This is a genomic window from Mesorhizobium sp. B2-4-6, from assembly GCF_006442775.1.
Lineage (GTDB): Bacteria > Pseudomonadota > Alphaproteobacteria > Rhizobiales > Rhizobiaceae > Mesorhizobium.
Genome location: NZ_VFVI01000009.1, coordinates 61,830 through 78,783 on the forward strand (window position 1 = coordinate 61,830; position 16,954 = coordinate 78,783).

The 16,954-nt window shown below is 62.2% G+C and carries 15 protein-coding genes; 9 read left to right on the forward strand and 6 right to left on the reverse strand.

Translation table 11 applies throughout. The features are described from left to right. Positions 1-24: 24 nt before the first annotated feature. From FJ957_RS21625 to FJ957_RS21655, 7 genes are all read left to right on the forward strand, one after another. Positions 25-1,950 carry an amidohydrolase gene (locus FJ957_RS21625; RefSeq protein WP_246685926.1) on the forward strand — a complete coding sequence of 642 codons (1,926 nt, stop codon included), beginning with the start codon at positions 25-27 and terminating at the stop codon, positions 1,948-1,950. Positions 1,951-2,107: 157 nt separating this feature from the next. Further along, a complete protein-coding gene (locus tag FJ957_RS21630) occupies positions 2,108-2,536 on the forward strand; it encodes a DoxX family protein (RefSeq protein ID WP_246685927.1) in 429 nt (142 codons plus the stop codon). After that, a complete protein-coding gene (locus FJ957_RS21635; protein WP_140834879.1) occupies positions 2,533-4,164 on the forward strand; it encodes an MFS transporter in 1,632 nt (543 codons plus the stop codon). The genes FJ957_RS21630 and FJ957_RS21635 overlap by 4 nt, the downstream gene beginning before the upstream one ends. Before the next feature lie 154 nt (positions 4,165-4,318). Then, positions 4,319-5,926: an FAD-dependent oxidoreductase gene (locus tag FJ957_RS21640; protein ID WP_140835028.1), complete on the forward strand. Its 1,608-nt coding sequence runs from the start codon at positions 4,319-4,321 to the stop codon at positions 5,924-5,926. Further along, positions 5,923-6,225 carry a UBP-type zinc finger domain-containing protein gene (locus tag FJ957_RS21645; RefSeq protein ID WP_140834880.1) on the forward strand — a complete coding sequence of 101 codons (303 nt, stop codon included), beginning with the start codon at positions 5,923-5,925 and terminating at the stop codon, positions 6,223-6,225. The genes FJ957_RS21640 and FJ957_RS21645 overlap by 4 nt, the downstream gene beginning before the upstream one ends. 385 nt (positions 6,226-6,610) lie before the next feature. Then, positions 6,611-7,300 carry a hydrolase gene (locus FJ957_RS21650; protein ID WP_140834881.1) on the forward strand — a complete coding sequence of 230 codons (690 nt, stop codon included), beginning with the start codon at positions 6,611-6,613 and terminating at the stop codon, positions 7,298-7,300. A 122-nt stretch (positions 7,301-7,422) separates the two neighbouring features. Continuing rightward, complete coding sequence (locus tag FJ957_RS21655; protein ID WP_181180658.1) at positions 7,423-8,046, forward strand: hydrolase; 624 nt, start codon at positions 7,423-7,425, stop codon at positions 8,044-8,046. A 57-nt stretch (positions 8,047-8,103) separates the two neighbouring features. Here FJ957_RS21655 and lhgO read toward each other — a convergent pair whose 3' ends face one another. The 5 genes from lhgO to FJ957_RS21680 are packed head-to-tail and all read right to left on the reverse strand — an operon-like array spanning position 8,104 to position 14,113. Next, positions 8,104-9,321 (reverse strand): L-2-hydroxyglutarate oxidase, encoded by a 1,218-nt coding sequence (gene lhgO / locus FJ957_RS21660; RefSeq protein WP_140834883.1) that lies wholly within the window; start codon positions 9,319-9,321, stop codon positions 8,104-8,106. 60 nt (positions 9,322-9,381) lie between these two features. Then, the gene (locus tag FJ957_RS21665; protein WP_140779513.1) at positions 9,382-10,299 is read right to left on the reverse strand and encodes a polysaccharide deacetylase family protein; all 918 of its coding nucleotides are present in this window, start codon (positions 10,297-10,299) and stop codon (positions 9,382-9,384) included. Positions 10,300-10,354: 55 nt separating this feature from the next. Further along, positions 10,355-11,476, reverse strand: coding sequence for a substrate-binding domain-containing protein (locus tag FJ957_RS21670; RefSeq protein ID WP_140834884.1), 1,122 nt, complete (start codon positions 11,474-11,476; stop codon positions 10,355-10,357). Between the two features lie 49 nt (positions 11,477-11,525). Continuing rightward, on the reverse strand, positions 11,526-12,572 hold the full coding sequence (locus FJ957_RS21675; protein ID WP_140834885.1) for an ABC transporter permease: 1,047 nt from the start codon (positions 12,570-12,572) through the stop codon (positions 11,526-11,528). Positions 12,573-12,619: 47 nt separating this feature from the next. Next, complete coding sequence (locus FJ957_RS21680; protein WP_210243256.1) at positions 12,620-14,113, reverse strand: sugar ABC transporter ATP-binding protein; 1,494 nt, start codon at positions 14,111-14,113, stop codon at positions 12,620-12,622. Positions 14,114-14,281: 168 nt separating this feature from the next. Between FJ957_RS21680 and FJ957_RS21685 the strand changes: the two genes are divergently transcribed. After that, positions 14,282-15,184: a helix-turn-helix transcriptional regulator gene (locus FJ957_RS21685; RefSeq protein ID WP_140834887.1), complete on the forward strand. Its 903-nt coding sequence runs from the start codon at positions 14,282-14,284 to the stop codon at positions 15,182-15,184. Between the two features lie 61 nt (positions 15,185-15,245). Here FJ957_RS21685 and FJ957_RS21690 read toward each other — a convergent pair whose 3' ends face one another. Next, positions 15,246-15,914 (reverse strand): DsbA family oxidoreductase, encoded by a 669-nt coding sequence (locus tag FJ957_RS21690; RefSeq protein ID WP_140834888.1) that lies wholly within the window; start codon positions 15,912-15,914, stop codon positions 15,246-15,248. Positions 15,915-16,011: 97 nt separating this feature from the next. Here FJ957_RS21690 and FJ957_RS21695 point away from each other — a divergent pair, with 97 nt between their 5' ends. Next, the gene (locus tag FJ957_RS21695) at positions 16,012-16,938 is read left to right on the forward strand and encodes a LysR family transcriptional regulator (RefSeq protein WP_140834889.1); all 927 of its coding nucleotides are present in this window, start codon (positions 16,012-16,014) and stop codon (positions 16,936-16,938) included. The last annotated feature ends 16 nt before the right edge of the window (positions 16,939-16,954 follow it).

Below are 16,954 nucleotides of genomic sequence, written 5' to 3' on the forward strand. Positions count from 1 at the left end.
GGGCTTGCTCTCCCCGGTCTCGCCCTGTCCGCTTTCGCCCAAGGCCAATCCCAACAACCCGGAGACAAGTCGGTGACAGCAGACCTTATCCTGCACAGCGGCCAAATAACCACGCTCGACCGGACCAAGCCGTCGGCAAGCGCCGTCGCGATCAAGGATGGCGTGTTCCTCGCGGTTGGCAACGAGTCCGACGTTATGGCGCATGCCGGCCAGCAGACGAAGATCATCGACCTCAAGGGACGCCGCGCGCTGCCGGGGCTGATCGACAACCATCTGCATATCATCCGCGGCGGATTGAACTTCAACATGGAGCTGCGCTGGGACGGCGTGCGTTCGCTGGCGGACGCCATGAACATGCTCAAGCGCCAGGTCGCGGTGACGCCGCCGCCGCAATGGGTGCGCGTCGTCGGCGGCTTCACCGAACATCAGTTCGCCGAAAAGCGCCTGCCGACGATCGAGGAACTCAATGCCGTCGCGCCCGACACCCCGGTCTTCATTCTGCACCTCTACGACCGCGCCCTGCTGAACGCTGCGGCGTTGCGTGCCGTCGGCTACGGCAAGGACACGCCCAACCCGCCAGGCGGCGAGATCACGCGCGACGCCAACGGCAATCCGACCGGGCTGCTGCTGGCCAAGCCCAATGCCGGCATCCTCTATGCGACGCTCGCCAAGGGGCCGAAGCTGCCCTTCGATTACCAGCTCAATTCGACGCGCCATTTCATGCGCGAGCTCAACCGGCTCGGCGTGACGGGGGCGATCGATGCCGGCGGCGGCTTCCAGAACTATCCGGATGATTACGCCGTCATCCAGAAACTTGCCGATGACGGGCAATTGACCATCCGCCTTGCCTACAACCTGTTCACACAGAAGCCGAAGCAGGAGAAGGAAGACTTCCTCAACTGGACCAAAACCTCCAAATACAAGCAGGGAACGGATTATTTCCGCCACAACGGCGCCGGTGAGATGCTGGTTTTTTCGGCCGCCGATTTCGAGGATTTCCGTGAGCCGCGTCCCGACATGCCGCCCGAGATGGAAGGCGACCTCGAGGCCGTCGTACGTATCCTGGCCGAGAACCGCTGGCCCTGGCGCCTGCACGCCACCTATGACGAGACGATCTCACGCGCGCTCGACGTCTTTGAGAAGGTGAACCAGGACGTCCCCCTCAAGGGGCTGCACTGGTTCTTCGATCATGCCGAGACGATCTCGGAGCGCTCGATAGACCGCATCGCGGCACTTGGCGGCGGCATCGCCGTACAGCACCGCATGGCCTATCAGGGCGAGTATTTCGTCGAGCGCTACGGCCCGGGCGCGGCCGAGGCCACCCCGCCGGTGGCACGCATGCTGGAAAAAGGAGTGAAGACCTCGGCCGGCACCGACGCCACCCGCGTCGCCTCCTACAATCCCTGGGTTTCGCTTTCCTGGCTCGTCACCGGCCGCACGGTCGGCGGCCTGCGCATCACGCCGCAGCGCAACTGCCTCGATCGCCAGACGGCGCTGAGGATGTGGACCGAGAACGTCACCTGGTTCTCCAACGAGGAAGGCAAGAAGGGCCGGATCGCGGTCGGCCAGTTCGCCGATCTGATCGTGCCGGACCGCGACTTCTTCTCGTGTCCGGAAGACGAGATCTCGCACATCGCGGCCGACCTGACGATGGTTGGCGGCAAGATTGTCTACGGCGCGGGAGACTTCGCCAGCGCCGACGAGAGCGCACCCCCTCCGGCGATGCCCGACTGGTCGCCGGTTCGGACCTTCAAGGGCTATGCGGCCTGGGGCGAGCCCGAGGGTGCCGGCAAGAACTCGTTGCGGCGTACGGCGATGACCAACTGCGGCTGCGCCAACAATTGCGGCGTCCATGGCCACGACCATGCCGGGGCTTGGTCGAGTAAGTTGCCGGTATCCGATCTCAAGAGCTTCTGGGGTGCGCTCGGTTGCGCCTGCTGGGCGGTGTGATGCGCGATACGAGCCTTCCAGCGGCTTGCGGCGGGAATGTCCGCCTCGACGCCGAGACCGTGCGGTCCGTCCATCTCCAACCGCGGCCGGGCCCGGCTTGCTGCCTTGCCGGAGGCGGCGCCGGCTGCTTCACCCTGTCACGAAACGAGAGACCATGATGTCGATATCCGCTTCCACGACCTCGCCCGCGAGCAAGGCTCCAGCGCTGCGTTGGTTTGCCATGCTCCTGCTGTGCGCCGCATACATCCAGGGGCCGGTGACCAAGATCCTCGATTTCGGCAGCGCTATCGCCGAGATGAACCATTTCGGGCTGTCGCCGGCACCCCTGTTCGCCGTTCTGGTGATCGTCTTCGAGCTCGTGACAAGCGCGATGATCCTGACCGGCCGCTGGCGCTGGCTCGCCGCGCTTTGCCTTGCCGGCTTCACGCTGGTCGCCACGTTCATCGCCCTGCGTTTCTGGGAGCTGCCGCCCGGACAGGACCGGATGATGGCGACAAACGCCTTCTTCGAACATCTCGGCCTGATCGGCGGCTTCCTCCTGGTCGCGCTCGATGACCTTGCACGGCCAAGAGGAGCGGACAGTTGAGCGCAGAGGCTCCACAGCCCCCCGCTTCCAGCTTCGCGCCACTGCGACAGAAGGTCTTCGCCGTCCTGTGGGCGGCGACGATCATCGGCAATGTGGGCAGCTTCATGCGCGATGTCGCCAGCGCGTGGCTCGTCACCGATCTCTCCGGCGCCCCGGCCGCGGTCGCCATGGTGCAAGCGGCGGCAACGCTGCCGGTCTTTCTCCTTGCGATCCCCGCTGGCGTACTCTCCGACATCCTCGATCGCCGGAGGTTCCTGATCGCCGTCCAGCTTATGCTCGGGGTGGTGAGCTTGTCGCTGATGTCGTTGTCGCTGAGTGGACTTCTCAGCGTGAGTTCGCTAGTGGCATTGACCTTTCTCGGTGGCGTCGGCGCCGCGCTGATGGCCCCTACCTGGCAGGCGATCGTACCCGAGCTTGTGGCCAAGGCGGATCTCAAGAGCGCGGTCGCGCTGAACTCGCTCGGCATCAATATTGCGCGTGCGATCGGACCCGCTTTAGGTGGCCTGATCCTGGCGGCATTCGGAGCCGGCATCACTTATGGCGCCGACGTGGCGAGCTATATCGTCGTCGTTGGCACGCTGATCTGGTGGCGACGAGCGCCTGATAACGACGATGCGTTGAGCGAGCGCTTTGGCGGTGCCTTCCGTGCCGGACTTCGCTACGCGAGGGCCAGTCGCGAGTTGCACCTGGTGCTGTTGCGCGCCGCGATCTTTTTCGCCTGCGCAAGCGCGGTCTGGGCGCTGCTGCCGCTCGTCGCGCGCAACCTGCTCGGCGGCGGCGCCAGCTTTTACGGCGTGCTGTTGGGTGCGGTCGGAGCTGGCGCCATCATCGGCGCGATCGTACTGCCGCGCTTGCGAGGCAGCTTGGACGCCGACACGCTGCTCCTGCTGTCGGCAGTCGTGACAGCGGCTGTGATGGCGGCGCTCTCCTTCAGCCCACCGCAATGGCATGCGGTCGTAATACTGCTCCTGCTCGGCATGGCCTGGATCGTCGCCCTCACAACACTCAACGGTGTCGCCCAGGCGATCCTGCCCAACTGGGTGCGCGGGCGCGCATTGGCGGTCTACCTGACAGTCTTCAATGGCGCGATGACCGTCGGCAGTCTCGGCTGGGGTGCAGTCGCGGAAGCCGCTGGCATCCAGGGCACCCTGCTGATCGGGGCGGCCGTGCTGTTCGTTGCCGGCCTGATCATGTACCGCGTCAAACTGCCAAAAGGCGAGGCCGATCTTGCTCCCTCCAACCACTGGCCCGAACCGCTCGTCGCTGCTCCGGTCGAAAACGACCGCGGGCCGGTTATGGTCCTGATCGAGTATCGCGTTCCGAAGACCGAGCGGGAAGCGTTCTTAAAAGTGATTCGCGCGCTCTCCGCCGAGCGGCGGCGCGATGGGGCCTATGGCTGGGGCATCACCGAGGATTCGGCCGACCCGGAAAAGCTGGTCGAGTGGTTTGTGGTGTCGTCGTGGGCGGAGCATCTGCGCCAGCATCGCCGTGTATCGAAAGCCGATGCCGATCTGCAGAGCGAAGTCGCGCGTTTCCATGCCGGACCGGGCGCCCCGGTCGTGCGGCATTTCATCCATCTGGATTCGCCGCATCGGCCCGGAACTCCCAGACAAGGGGCAGAGGTATGACAGGAGTGAAGCCCGGCCGGGCCGGCAGGTTCTGCTATTCCTGGCTTTCTCCGAGGGCGAGCCGATAATACCCGCGCCGCCGCCCGCCGACCATGAGGAGACTATTCGGGTGACCAATCAGCAGGCAAACGTTCCCGACGCGCGGGGGCACCAGATGTTCCCTGTCCTTACCCGAATCCAGGTCGAGGCCACGCGTCGTTTCGCGAGCGGCCCGGCCAAAGACTTTGCCGCAGGCGCTACGGTTTTCGGCACGGGGGAGCGGGATGTGCCGGTCTGGCTCGTACTCGATGGCTCGATCGATGTCTTTCGACGCGACGGCCTTGACCAGGAAACACCAATCATTACTCACGATGCAGGACAATTCACCGGCGAAGTCAGCCAGATCGACGGTCGCGCTACGATCGCTTCGGCGCGGGCAGGCCCCGATGGCGCGACCTTGCTTCCGTTCGATGCGCCGCATCTGCGCGCGCTGATGATCGGGTCGGCGGAAGTGGGTGAAATCGTCATGCGCGCGCTCATTCTGCGCCGCGTCAGGCTGATTGAGCAGGGCGGCTCCGGCACGATCTTGATCGGCGCACCGGACGACGCCCATCTCCTGCGCCTTCAGGGCTTTCTGACCCGGAGCGGCTACCCCAATCTTGTCATGGACTCCAAAGTCGACGGCGTGGGCCACGACTTCGTCGAGCGCATGACGTTTCCTCCCGCCGACCTGCCGCTTGTGGTCTGCCCCAGCGGCAAGTTGCTGAAGCGGCCCACCGAGCGCGAGCTGGCCGCCTGTCTCGGCATCATCCCCAAGATAGATCCGCGGAAGATCTACGACGTCGCCATCGTCGGCGCGGGTCCGGCCGGGCTGGCCGCGGCGGTCTATGGCGCCTCGGAAGGCCTCTCGACCATCGTCCTCGACGAGCGGGCGATGGGCGGCCAGGCCGGCGCGTCGGCGCGGATCGAGAATTATCTTGGCTTTCCCACGGGCATATCGGGACAGGCGCTCGCCGGCCGCGCCTTCAACCAGGCCCTCAAATTCGGGGCGGAAGTGGCCATCCCGGTCGCCGTGGAACGGCTCGAACGGGTCGGCGACCGGATTGCCATCAGCCTTTCGGGCGACACCATCATTGCGGCGCGCACCGTCGTGATCGCTTCGGGCGCGACATATCAACGGCCCGCCATCCCCGATCTTTCCCGGTTCGAAGGGGCAGGGGTTTCCTATTGGGCATCGCCGGTGGAAGCGCGTTTGTGTGCCGGAAGGGATGTCGCCCTTGTCGGCGGCGGCAATTCGGCCGGCCAGGCAATCGTCTACCTCGCGTCGCACGTGAACCGGCTTCACGTATTCGTCCGGCGCGCCCTGTCGGAGACGATGTCGCGCTACCTGATCGACCGCGTCTCGGCGCTTTCCAACGTGGAGATCCATGTCGGCGCGGAGGTGGCCGAACTAGAGGCCGATGGCGACGTGCTTGTCGGGGCGGTCGTTCGTGACCGCGCCACCGGCGCCGCCGCGCGATACGATATCAGTCACCTTTTCCTGTTCATCGGCGCGACGCCTCATACAGACTGGCTGCGCGGCACGGTCGCCACGGACGACAGGGGTTTCATCTCTACCGGTGCACCGGCCCTGCCCCTCGAAACCAGCATGCCGGGGGTCTTTGCAATCGGGGATGTCCGCGCGGGCTCCACCAAACGGGTCGCGGCCGCGGTCGGCGACGGAGCCGCCGCCATCGCCCAGATCCATGGCTATCTCAGCAGATTGCCGAAGGAGGTCCAATGAGAGCCTGCGAGCACGTCAGCGCAATCCGGGATGTCGTGCCGAGCGCACGCGGCTGCGAAGAATGTCTCAAGCTGGGCAGCCCCTGGGTGCATCTCCGCTTGTGCCGAACCTGCGGCCATGTCGGCTGCTGCGACGATTCCCCTCTCCGGCATGCCAGCGCGCATTTCGAGCAAAGCGGGCATCCGATCATCGAAGGATATGACCCGCCCGAGGGTTGGGGATGGTGCTACATCGATGAGGAAGTGGTGAGACTTCCCAATCAGACGCCGCAACGGGGACCCATTCCACGCTTCGTTTGACGAGCGGGCATCTACGGTGGCGACAGATCGTAGCCGGAGGTTGGCCGCGCCCGTTCTGTATGGGTGATGATCAGGGCTGCGGTTTGGCACGTTGGCGGATATCCAGATTTGCCGACTCCCGGACGGCCCGTCGAGACGCCGCCGGCGACCACAATTTGTGTTTATTGCAGAGGTCGCCGGGAAGGCTGATGGCACCTCCTTCGCTCTGGCTGGGTGACCGTCTGATTTTCTCATTCGGTGCAAACAAACTTTGCACAAATCGACAATCCGCGATGCGGATATGCAAGCCGAGAACCGCATCTCCTCCGACAATGCAGTCGCCCGGATTGATGCCAGATACAGCATCCAGCATTTCTGATCAGAATATTTTCATTCGGAGAGGGCCATGTCGAAATACTTGGAAGTCCTGACGCCTCAAAACAGCCAGCTCATCATCATCGACCAGCAGCCTCAGATGGCATTCAGCGTACAGTCGATCGACCGGCAGACGCTGAAGAACAACGTAGTCGGCCTGGCGAAAGCCGCGAAGGTGTTCAATATCCCGACGACGATCACCACGGTCGAAACCGAGAGCTTCTCGGGTTATGTGTTCCCTGAACTCATGGCGGTGTATCCCGAGCACAAGATCCTTGAGCGAAGTTCAATGAACTCCTGGGACGATCAGAACGTTCGCGACGCCCTGGCCGCGAACGGGCGCAAGAAGGTCGTCGTGGCGGGTCTTTGGATCGAAGTCTGCAACCTGACCTTCGCGCTTGGTGCGATGCTCGAGGGTGATTACGAGATCTACATGGTCGCCGATGCTTCCGGCGGCACCTCGCAGGACGCTCACAAATACGCCATGGACCGAGTGGTGCAGGCCGGCGCCGTTCCGGTGACCTGGCTGCAGGTGCTGCTTGAATGGCAGCGCGACTGGGCGCGCAAGGAAACCTACGAAGCCGTGACAGCGGTCATAAAGGAGCACTGTGGCGCCTATGGCATGGGCGTCGACTACGCCGTCACAATGGTTCACAAGGGCCCCGAGCGCGTCGCCCACGGCGAGCGCATCGGGCCAAACCCGGCCAAAGTCTCCTCCTGAGCCGCACCGCCCCTGCGAGCGCGTCCAACACGCTCGCAGGGGCGACGAACGTCAAACCATTCTGTGGCCACCGGCGATCGCACGGGAGCCATGCGGATCGGCAGCCCGAAGGAATCATGATCATGATAAAGTCTCTTCTCGACGGCGGTAACTGTGCACTCGTCCTTGTCGATCAGCAGGCTGGGCTGGCCTTTGGCGTCGGCTCCGGCGATCGCCAGAAGCTCCTCAACAACGCGGTGGCGCTGGCGAAGACGGCGAAAGTGTTCGCACTGCCGATCATTGCTTCGACCTCGGCCACCAAGGTCTACAGCGGTCCGATGATGCCGGTGCTGCAGCGCGCTATCCCGGACGTCGTGCCGTTCGACCGACGCAGCATGAATGCCTGGGAGGACGAGGCGGTCCGCAACGCCATCGTCGCGACGGGCCGCAAGCGGCTCCTGATCTCGGGGCTGCTGACCGAGGCGTGTGTCAGCTTCACCGCGTTATCCGCCGCCGAAGAGGGCTATGAGGTCTACGTCGTGGGCGACGCCTGCGGAGGGCTCACGCCCGAGAGCCACGACTTTGCGTTGCGGCGCATGCAGTCGTCCGGCATCCGGACGACCAGCTGGATCCAGGTGCTGCTGGAACTGCAGCGCGACTGGACACGCCACGAGACCTATGACGGTGCGCGCGCGGTCGTAGAGGAGTTTGGAGGCGGCTACGGCATTGGCCTGGCCTATGCTCGCGACATGATCAAGCCAGTCTGACGGCGGCGCATTGGGACCGCTGAGTTTGGATCGGCGGTCCTTGGATTGGTCCGAGGGTCAGGCGCGCACCGCATCGCGCCAGCGGAAGTGTTTCGCCGCGCGGTCAATGAGTTCACGGGCAATCGGAATGGCGGACGTGGCTGCGGGCGAGGGCGCGTTGCAGACATGGATGCTGCGGGCCGTCTCCCGGATCAGGAAATCATGAGCCAGCGTGCCATCGGCGAGTACGGCCTGAGCACGGATGCCGGGTCGGTGGGGCTGGAGATCGCGCACGGTCAGTTCCGGACAGTATCGCTGACAAAGGGCGAGATAGGCGTGCTTGTTCAATGAGTTCCACATTTCCGACAGGCCGGAGCTCAGGTTTTTGCCGACGAGGCGGCGGAAGCCGCGATAGGTCAGCGTTTCGGCTAGGTCGCGCAAGCTGACATCGCCGAAGCGATAGCCGTCGCGGGCAAAGGCGAGCACCGCATTGGGTCCGACGGTAACATAGCCGCCTATCATTTTCGTCAGATGGATGCCGAGGAAGGGCAGATCAGGATCGGGGATCGGATAGATCAAGTGGCTGACGATATCGTTTCTGTCGGCGCCCAGTCGATAGTATTCGCCGCGGAAGGGCACGATCCGGAAGTCGAGATCGAGGCCGCCGAGACGCGCTATGCGGTCGGCCATGATACCGGCGCAGGCGATCATGTTGCGCGCCTTGATCAACTGCATCCCGGCGCCAATCGTCAGACCTGGAGGTTCCTCGCTGATGCGGTCGACCGTTGCGCCGAACAGGATCTCGACACCGCGCTCCTTAAGCTCCTTGGCCATGGTACGCGCAAGGAGGCCGTAGTCGACAATGCCCGTCGTCGAGACGAAGAGGGCGCCGACCCCTTGTATATGCGGTTCGCGCGCGCGCAGTTCCGCGGAGCTGAGACGCTCGACAGGCAGGCCGCTGGCGAGGCCGCGCTCATGAAGTGCGGCCATGCGGTCAAGCTCGCTGGCTTGCGTCGCAACCAGCATCTTGCCGCATTGCTCGTAAGGCAGGTCATGATCCTTGCAGAAACGAATCGTTGCCTCGACGCCTTCCTTGCACAAGCGCGCCTTCAGGCTTCCAGGCTGGTAATAGATACCAGAATGGATGACGCCGCTGTTGCGGCCAGTCTGATGCAGGGCAACGTCGTCCTCGCGCTCGAGGATGACAATCGAAAGGCCAGGAAAACGACGCGTCACCTCACGCGCAGTCGCTAGCCCGACGATGCCTCCGCCGATGATTGCAAGATCATGGCTCATGGATGAATTCCGCGCGTTCGAGGATGGCCCGGCCGGGTGCTTTCTGCCGGCCCGTCGATGTCACACGATAGGCGCGATCTTCTGCTTACCGTGCTTGCGCTCCCATTCGGCCCAGGCATCGTGCTCGTTGACGTCGCGCAACGGTTGAGGATCGGAATAGATGATCTCGGCGATTTGATCCTTGCGCAAGAAGGTCACTCCTTCGTGCTTGCTTGCATATTCCAGGAACCTGGCTAGCGACCGGACGCGGTAAGGGCGGCCCTGGATGCGGTCGTGGGTGGAGATCGCCATCATGCGCCGGCGCATGGCGCCTTCTTCGTAAAGCTGGTCGAATTCGTCCTTCAACTGCTGTTCGTATTCTCCGGTCGAGAATTTGTAGGCCTCGAACTGGATGATGTCGTTGAGGTTCAGCGAATAGGGCACGATCGCCATGTCCTTTTCACGCACCTTGATGAGGAACGGTTCGTCGCGGCTGACATCGTCGATGAAATATCTGAATCCCAGCTCCTGGAGGATCTTCAGTGTGTTGATCGTGCCCCGCATCGCAGCGCCGTTGTAGCCGACCGGCACCTTGCCCGTCGCGCGCCTGACGCTGTCGATATTGTCTTGGATGAATCTCTTCTCGGCTTCGTAGTCGAGGTCGTATTGTTGTACCCAATCGCGGCCGTGTGCAGCGGCCTCGTGACCTCGCTCGACGATTTCCTTCGCGACTTCGGGCGCACGGTCGACGGCCGACCCGACCATATGCGACGTCACCTTGATCCCGAAGCGGTCCCAAAGATCCAGCATGCGCTGGATGCCTTCACGATATCCGTACTTGTACCAGGACTTCGTTGGAAAATCGGGATAGCTGGGGTCCATATCGATGAAGCCGGAAAAGGGTCCGCCCGGTCCGTATGGGGCTTCGCCACCGGCTTCCATTTGCATCGAGATGGAAATGACAAGGCGGCTTCCATCGGGCCAATAGGCTTTGCTCATGATCTAACTCCATATTTTGGGAAATGCGGAGGCCAAAATCGGCCTCCGCGAGGTCTCACTTTCCGGTCCAGATTCTCTTGTAGGCATCGCGATAGCCATTGTCGGGATCGTAGAGGTTCTTGGGTCCGCCATCCGATCCGATGTTGGCTGCAGTCACCAAGTGGACCGGGGCGACGAAGCCGGATGCCGCTTGTCCGGCAAAGGCGCGGTTGAGCTCGTCGACAGCCTGCCAGCCGTGCAGATGAAGCGGTTCGGCCACCGTTCCTGACTGATAGAAGCTGGTGCGGATGCGTTGAAAGGCGGCCTCGCTGCCGTCGCCAGCAGAGATACTTCTGGGGTGGCCATCCTGCGCCACACCAGCCGAGGCCAAAGAGGCCGACATGAAATCGAAGGTCAAATCGTTGATGCTGAGTGCATAGGTCCATTGATCGCCAAAGCGCTGCAACAGCGACGTGGTAAGCTGCGGGATACGTGTAGCGGCTTCAGCAAGCGGCGTGTCTTCGACGCTGAGAACCTTGCATCCGCCGCAGTCCTTGACGACCTCGGCCATCGCGTCCGACTTCGCGATGGCAATCGCGTAGGTGGAGTCGGTGAAGATCACGACTCCGGCTTTGCCCTCCGAGTCCGCGACCGCGAAGGAAGCGGCGGCCTTGGCGACATCAAGCGGATCGGTGGCGATGTTGGTGAAGAGCTTGTATTCTTGTGAAGGGCCAGGGTTGGTCGCCGAATGCCAGCCGACGATCTTGATGCCGGCACCCACGGCTTGACTGATCAGCTCGGCCTGCTCTTTGGCATCCACAGTCCCGAGCACGATGCCGTCCGGGTTCAGTGCGATCGCTTGTTGCAATGCGGAGGATCGACCTGACACCGTTCCCTGACCGTCGATGACACGCACCGACCACCCGATTGCCTTGCCTGCTTCTTCTACGCCTTCGGCGACGCCAAGTGCGCCGCCATTGCGCTGGTCGGCAGAGACGTAGACGATGGTCTTGTCCTTCTGGGCGCTGGGGCCGGAGGTTGGGCCGCTCCAAGGCGGATTACTTTTCGTGACTGAGACGATGTAATCCTGAGCGGCTTTGACATTGCTGTCCTGAGCATAGGCGCCAGCGGCTGTTGCCAGCACGCCGGCAAGTCCAAGGACAAGGAGACGGGTGTTCTTCCGACGGATCGTTGTCATGCGGTTTCCTCCTGATATGACGTGTTGCAAGCTGGTAAGCTCGGCGGCCTCAACTGCCGCTCTTCTGAAGAGGCTTGGTTCGGCCGATGGACCGATTTCGTTGCGAGTAGCCGGCGATGCCGATGGCAACGAGAAGTGTCATGCCGTTAAAGAGCGGCTCGACGTAGAAGGCACCGCCGAATTGCTGGATGCCGGAGATCCCGACGGCGAGGATCGCCACCCCGACGACTGTCCCCCAGACATTGACGCGCCCAGGCTTGATGGTCGTCGAACCAAGGAACGCGCCAACCAGCGCCGGCAGCAGAAATTCAAGGCCGACGCTTGCCTGCCCGATCCGCAGCTTCGCGGCAAGGACGATGCCCGCGAAGGCACCGAGCACGCCAGACGTGACGAAGGCGCCGATGACGAAGCGTCGTGTGCGGATACCGTTCAGTGAGGCGGCACGCTGATTGGCGCCGATCGCATAGAGCATTCGACCGATGGGCAGATATTCGGCGACGATCCAGAGGACGACGCTGATCGCCAGCACATAAATGGCCGCAATCGGCAAACCGAAGAGGTTTGTCGCGTATATGCCGGTGAATTCTTTCGGGAGTGCACCGATGACCTGACGACCGCCGGTATGCCACAATGTCAGTGCGTAGAGGACGGTCCCCGTGCCGAGGGTCGCAATGAAAGAGTCGATCCGGGCAATCTCGACGAGCAGCCCGTTTACCAGCCCTAGCACCGCGCCGAGTGCAAGCACGACCAATACGGCCGCAAACCAGTTGAGGCCGTATTGCGTTTGCAGGCTGATCGCAAGCACGTGCCACATGACGATGCCGTAGCCGACGGTCAAATCAACGCGGCCGGCCATCATCGGTACCATGGCGGCGAGGGCCAGGATGCAGATGATCGATTTGTCCCCGAGCACCGAACGGAGATTGAGCATCGTCGGAAAGGTTGTCGGCAGTGTAACGCTGAACAGGATTATCAGCGCGACAGTCAAAATCGGCAGACCGTAGACCGGCAGCAACCGAATGCTGCGCTGCAGGCGGGAAAGCCCCGCCAGTTCCCGTAGCGTCGGCTCCAGGGCAGTCGATCGAATGGATTCCATGACGTTCTTCCTCTCCGCCCCATTTTTATGCGATTGACGTGGTTCCGTTAGGCAGCAGGTGACAGCGACGCAGCGCCAAGCAGGTTGGCGATCGACAGTTTGTCTTCGGATAGTTCCGCGACGATCCTCCCAGCTCGGAAGATGAAAGCACGGTGGCAGATGGCGGTGACCTCCTCGAAGTCGGTGGAAATCAGCAGCACGCTGAGACCATTCGCCAATGCATCCGCCAGCAGGCGATAGATTTCAGCCTTGGCGCCCACGTCGACTCCAGCGGTCGGATCCTCAAGCACGAGCACTCTGCCGCCGATCCGCATCCAGCGAGCCATTACAACTTTCTGCTGGTTGCCGCCGGAGAGTGTTTCAATCGGTGCCGAGGGAGCGTTTGGCCGCAAACTCACCCGCGCGCCGAGTCCTTCGGCTTCCTCGTTCTCCAACGCTGGGAATCGCGGACTGAAGAGCCCCCGACCGGCGGCGACCGGATTGAGGAACATGTTTTCGCGCACGCTCATCCCCTGAGCGATGGAGTCGGTATTCCTGTCTCCAGCCACCATCAACACGCCCTTGACGATGGCGTCGAACGGATCGCGTGGCACATAAGCCTCGCCGAAAAGCCGGATCGTGCCGGCAGCGATAGGTTCGATTCCGAACAGCGCCTTGCCGATGGCGTCTTGGCCCGCCCCGCGCAGACCGACAAGGCCGACGATCTCACCGGACCCCAGTTTCAGGTCGACTGGGCCGACGGTCCCGATTTCTGTTGCCTCAAGGCTTATGACGGTCTGCGGTTCCTGCGGTTTTGGTGGACGAATGAAGACCTGATCGTGTGGTCGGCCGATGATCGCCTGAACAAGAGATTCCGGGTTGATTTCGGCGGCCCGAGCTGTCGCGGCAACGATACCGTCACGCAGGACAACGACGCGGTCGCATAAAGCATAGACCTCGTCGAGGCGGTGGGAGACGTAAACCATGCCGACTCCCCGCGAGCGCAACTGCCGTAGGACATCATGCAATCTTTCGACCTCGGCTTGCGGCAGGCTTGCAGTCGGTTCATCCAGAACGATCAACTCGGCGTTGCTCGCCAGCGCCCTGGCGATGGCGACAAGCGACTTGTCGGCGCGGCTCAACGTCTCGATACGATCGTCAGGGTCGATTTCACCGCCGATCTCGATGAGTGCCAGTCGTGCCCGCTCTCGGCTCGCCCGCCAATCAATCAGGCCCAGCCGACGCGGATAGCGGCCGCCGAGCATCATATTCTCGGCGACCGTCATCCAGGGAATGAGGCCAAGATCCTGATGGATGAAGGCGATGCGGCCCGCTTTGGCGGCCGACTGAAGCGAACCGCCTTTGAAGCTCAGCGAGCCGGTATCGGCTTGAAATACGCCTGCCATGATCTTGATCAGCGTCGATTTCCCTGCGCCGTTCTCGCCCAGCAGGGCAATGATCTCGCCGGCGGCGACGGAAAATGAAACGTCCCGCACCGCGACCGTTCCGCCGAACCGCTTTCCGATACCCGAGATGTCGAGCAGACAGGTCTCAGCGCGTATTCCCGGGCCGCCCAAAGGAGCGGATTCATTCTCGGATTTGGACATGCTCCTCCGGTGGCGTCTTCCTGGGCGCTTACACGCAACCTCTTGCAGCGTTCACGATTGCACTTTACGAAGAGGCCGTCATTCGAAAATAGGCCATATTTTTTCTAAAACCGGACAGAGGTCATGAATCTAATTCCACAAAGTAGGAATGTGACTACCAGCCCTGATACGGATTGCCCCCTCGGCGGAGTCGGCACCAGCCTATCCCAATTCGTGCTCGGGCCGAGGGACGACCGGTTCGCCGTCAATCACAGCGATCCAAGTCACGCGATCGAAGTCGACGCATTGTCCTTCGATGCAAGTTCCGAACGTGAGGCTGGCGGGATGCTGGTCTGTATCCATCAGGGCGAAGCCAGACTGTTGGGGGCCGCGGGACGGTGGACCTTGCCGGCTGGCCATATGGTGTTCATTCCCTCGGAACGTTCCTATCGGTTGGCGAGCGCGCGACCAGTCCTCCTGACCCTGGTGAAGTTTACCCGCTCCGAATCCATCTGGCGCCATCCAGGCTGCTGGGCTGTCCTCATGTCTCCGCTGGCGATTGAAATGGCATCGTTTGCGCGGCGATGGGGACCGGACCGCGATCCAACGGATACAATCGCCAGTGACTTCTTCCGAACCATGGGACAACTCCTCAGCATCTGGTTCGATGCCAAACGGAAGATGTGGACTCCCTTCAGCAATGATCCGGAGATGGCACATGCAATCGCTTTTGCCCGGCAAAATCTGGAAACGGCGTCGATCACAGAAGCTGCGCATGCCGCCGGCATGTCTGAACGTACGCTACGCCGGCGGTTCAAGGACGAATTGGGCATAAGCTGGCGGGAATTCATCAACGAGGCCCGCATGAGTGAGGCGATCAAGCTTTTGCGCGAAGGTGCTTGCAGCGTGACGCAAACAGCATATGCGGTCGGGTTCAACAGCGTCGGGGCCTTCTCGGTTGCATTCACGGCCTACACAGGCTCAACGCCGAGGAGTTTCGCGCGCCGATATTTGACCAGTCATCAAGAGGAACGCTCGATGGCGTGAGCGGGGACATCGCGGGCAGCTCTCGCGCTGTGCCGCAAATTGAAAGCGATGTTGCCGGGACCTAAGCAAGCGTGCAGGCACCCGCGTTGCAAGCACTGCTCCGTTCGCCGGCGCGGCGGAGAGTCGCTTCGAAGATTTCGACTGGTTGCGCGCCAGAAACGATCTCGCCATCAATGTCAAAGCTGGGAACGCTGCGTACGCCTCGATTTTGGACGTTGAGTTCCAGATCGCGGACAGCTTCGGTGCCACCGCCTCCCGCCAGGAACGCGGCTGCCTGTGCACGATCCATGCCGTTTTCAGCGGCTATGTCGGCCAGGACGTCGGGGTTGCCGATATCGCGGCCATGCTCGAAATAGGCGGAGAAGATTCGGTTGGCGATCGATGTCGCGCTGCCTTGCTCTTGAGCCAACTGCATCAGGCGATGGGCGGATAAAGTGTTGGGAGTCCTTTCGATGGCGGGATAGTCGAATGCCACGCCGTCGCCCTTCGCGGCCTCCATTGTCTGTGCATCGAGCAAGCGGCTGCGTTCCCAACTGCCAAATTTGAGCGAGCGGTAGGTCTTCCTGTCCATACCTTCCGGTCGCATGTCGGAATTGAGCTCGAACGGTAGCCATTTCAACTCTACGTCCATTCCGCCAGGGAGACTATCAATAGCCTTGCTCAGGCGGCGCTCGCCGATCAAACACCAAGGGCAGATGAAGTCGGACGTGATGGTCACGGTTATGGTCATGGTTGGGCTCCTTTCGGAACGAATTTGTCTCATGAACGATCCGATGATAATTGATCACTATTCGAGATGTTCATTGCACAGCACGCAACGGTGATCGATGGACAAGTTTACCGCGCTGAACGCGTTCGTAGCCGTGGTCGAACATGGGGGCTTTGCGCCCGCCGCTCGCCGTATGGGCCTCGCACCTTCCTCGTTGACAAGGCAAATCAATACGCTTGAGGAAGCCCTCTGCACCTTGCTGATGAACCGATCGACACGTAGCGTAACGCTGACGGATGCCGGAGCTCGCTATCTTGAGGATGCCCGTCGCATTCTCGATGATATGGAGAACGCCGATCGCGCCATAAGTGAAAAGGGCGGGCCGCCCAGCGGATTGTTGCGCATATCCGTGCCGGTTGCCTTCGGCCGGGTGCATGTCGGGCCCGCTCTTCCGCTCTTTCTCAGACGTTTTCCAGAGATGCGGCTCGATGTCTCGCTTTCGGATACGGTCGTGAACCTGGTCGAGGAGCGGATCGATATCGCCGTCCGCCTGGGCGCACTGACTTCCTCCAGTCTGATCGCCCGCAAGTTGGCGCCGCATAGGCGGCTGATCTGTGCCAGTCCGGACTATGTTGCGGAACATGGCGCGCCGGAATCTCCCGGCGATCTTTCACGCCACAATTGTCTCCTGTTCGACTATCTCACCGGTGACACCACTTGGACCCTGGCCAAGGATGGCGCGCGCGAGCGGATCTCCGTTTCAGGAAACTTACGCGCCAGCGGCTCGGAGCTTTTGCGGGAAGCGGCGATTGGCGGCGCCGGGCTGATCATGATGCCGACATGGCTGGTCGGCCCCGACCTTTCCGAGGGTCGGCTGGTGCCCGTTCTGGAAGAATGGTCCGTCAGCCCCGGTCCGGAGGAAGGCGCCGTCTGGGCTTTGTACCTGTCCAGCCGACGCGGATCGCGCAGGGTGAGCTGCTTCCTGGACTTTCTGGCAGAACATTTCGGATCACCGCCTTACTGGGATCCGACAGCCGGACGCTGAGCGACCTTCCCTACTC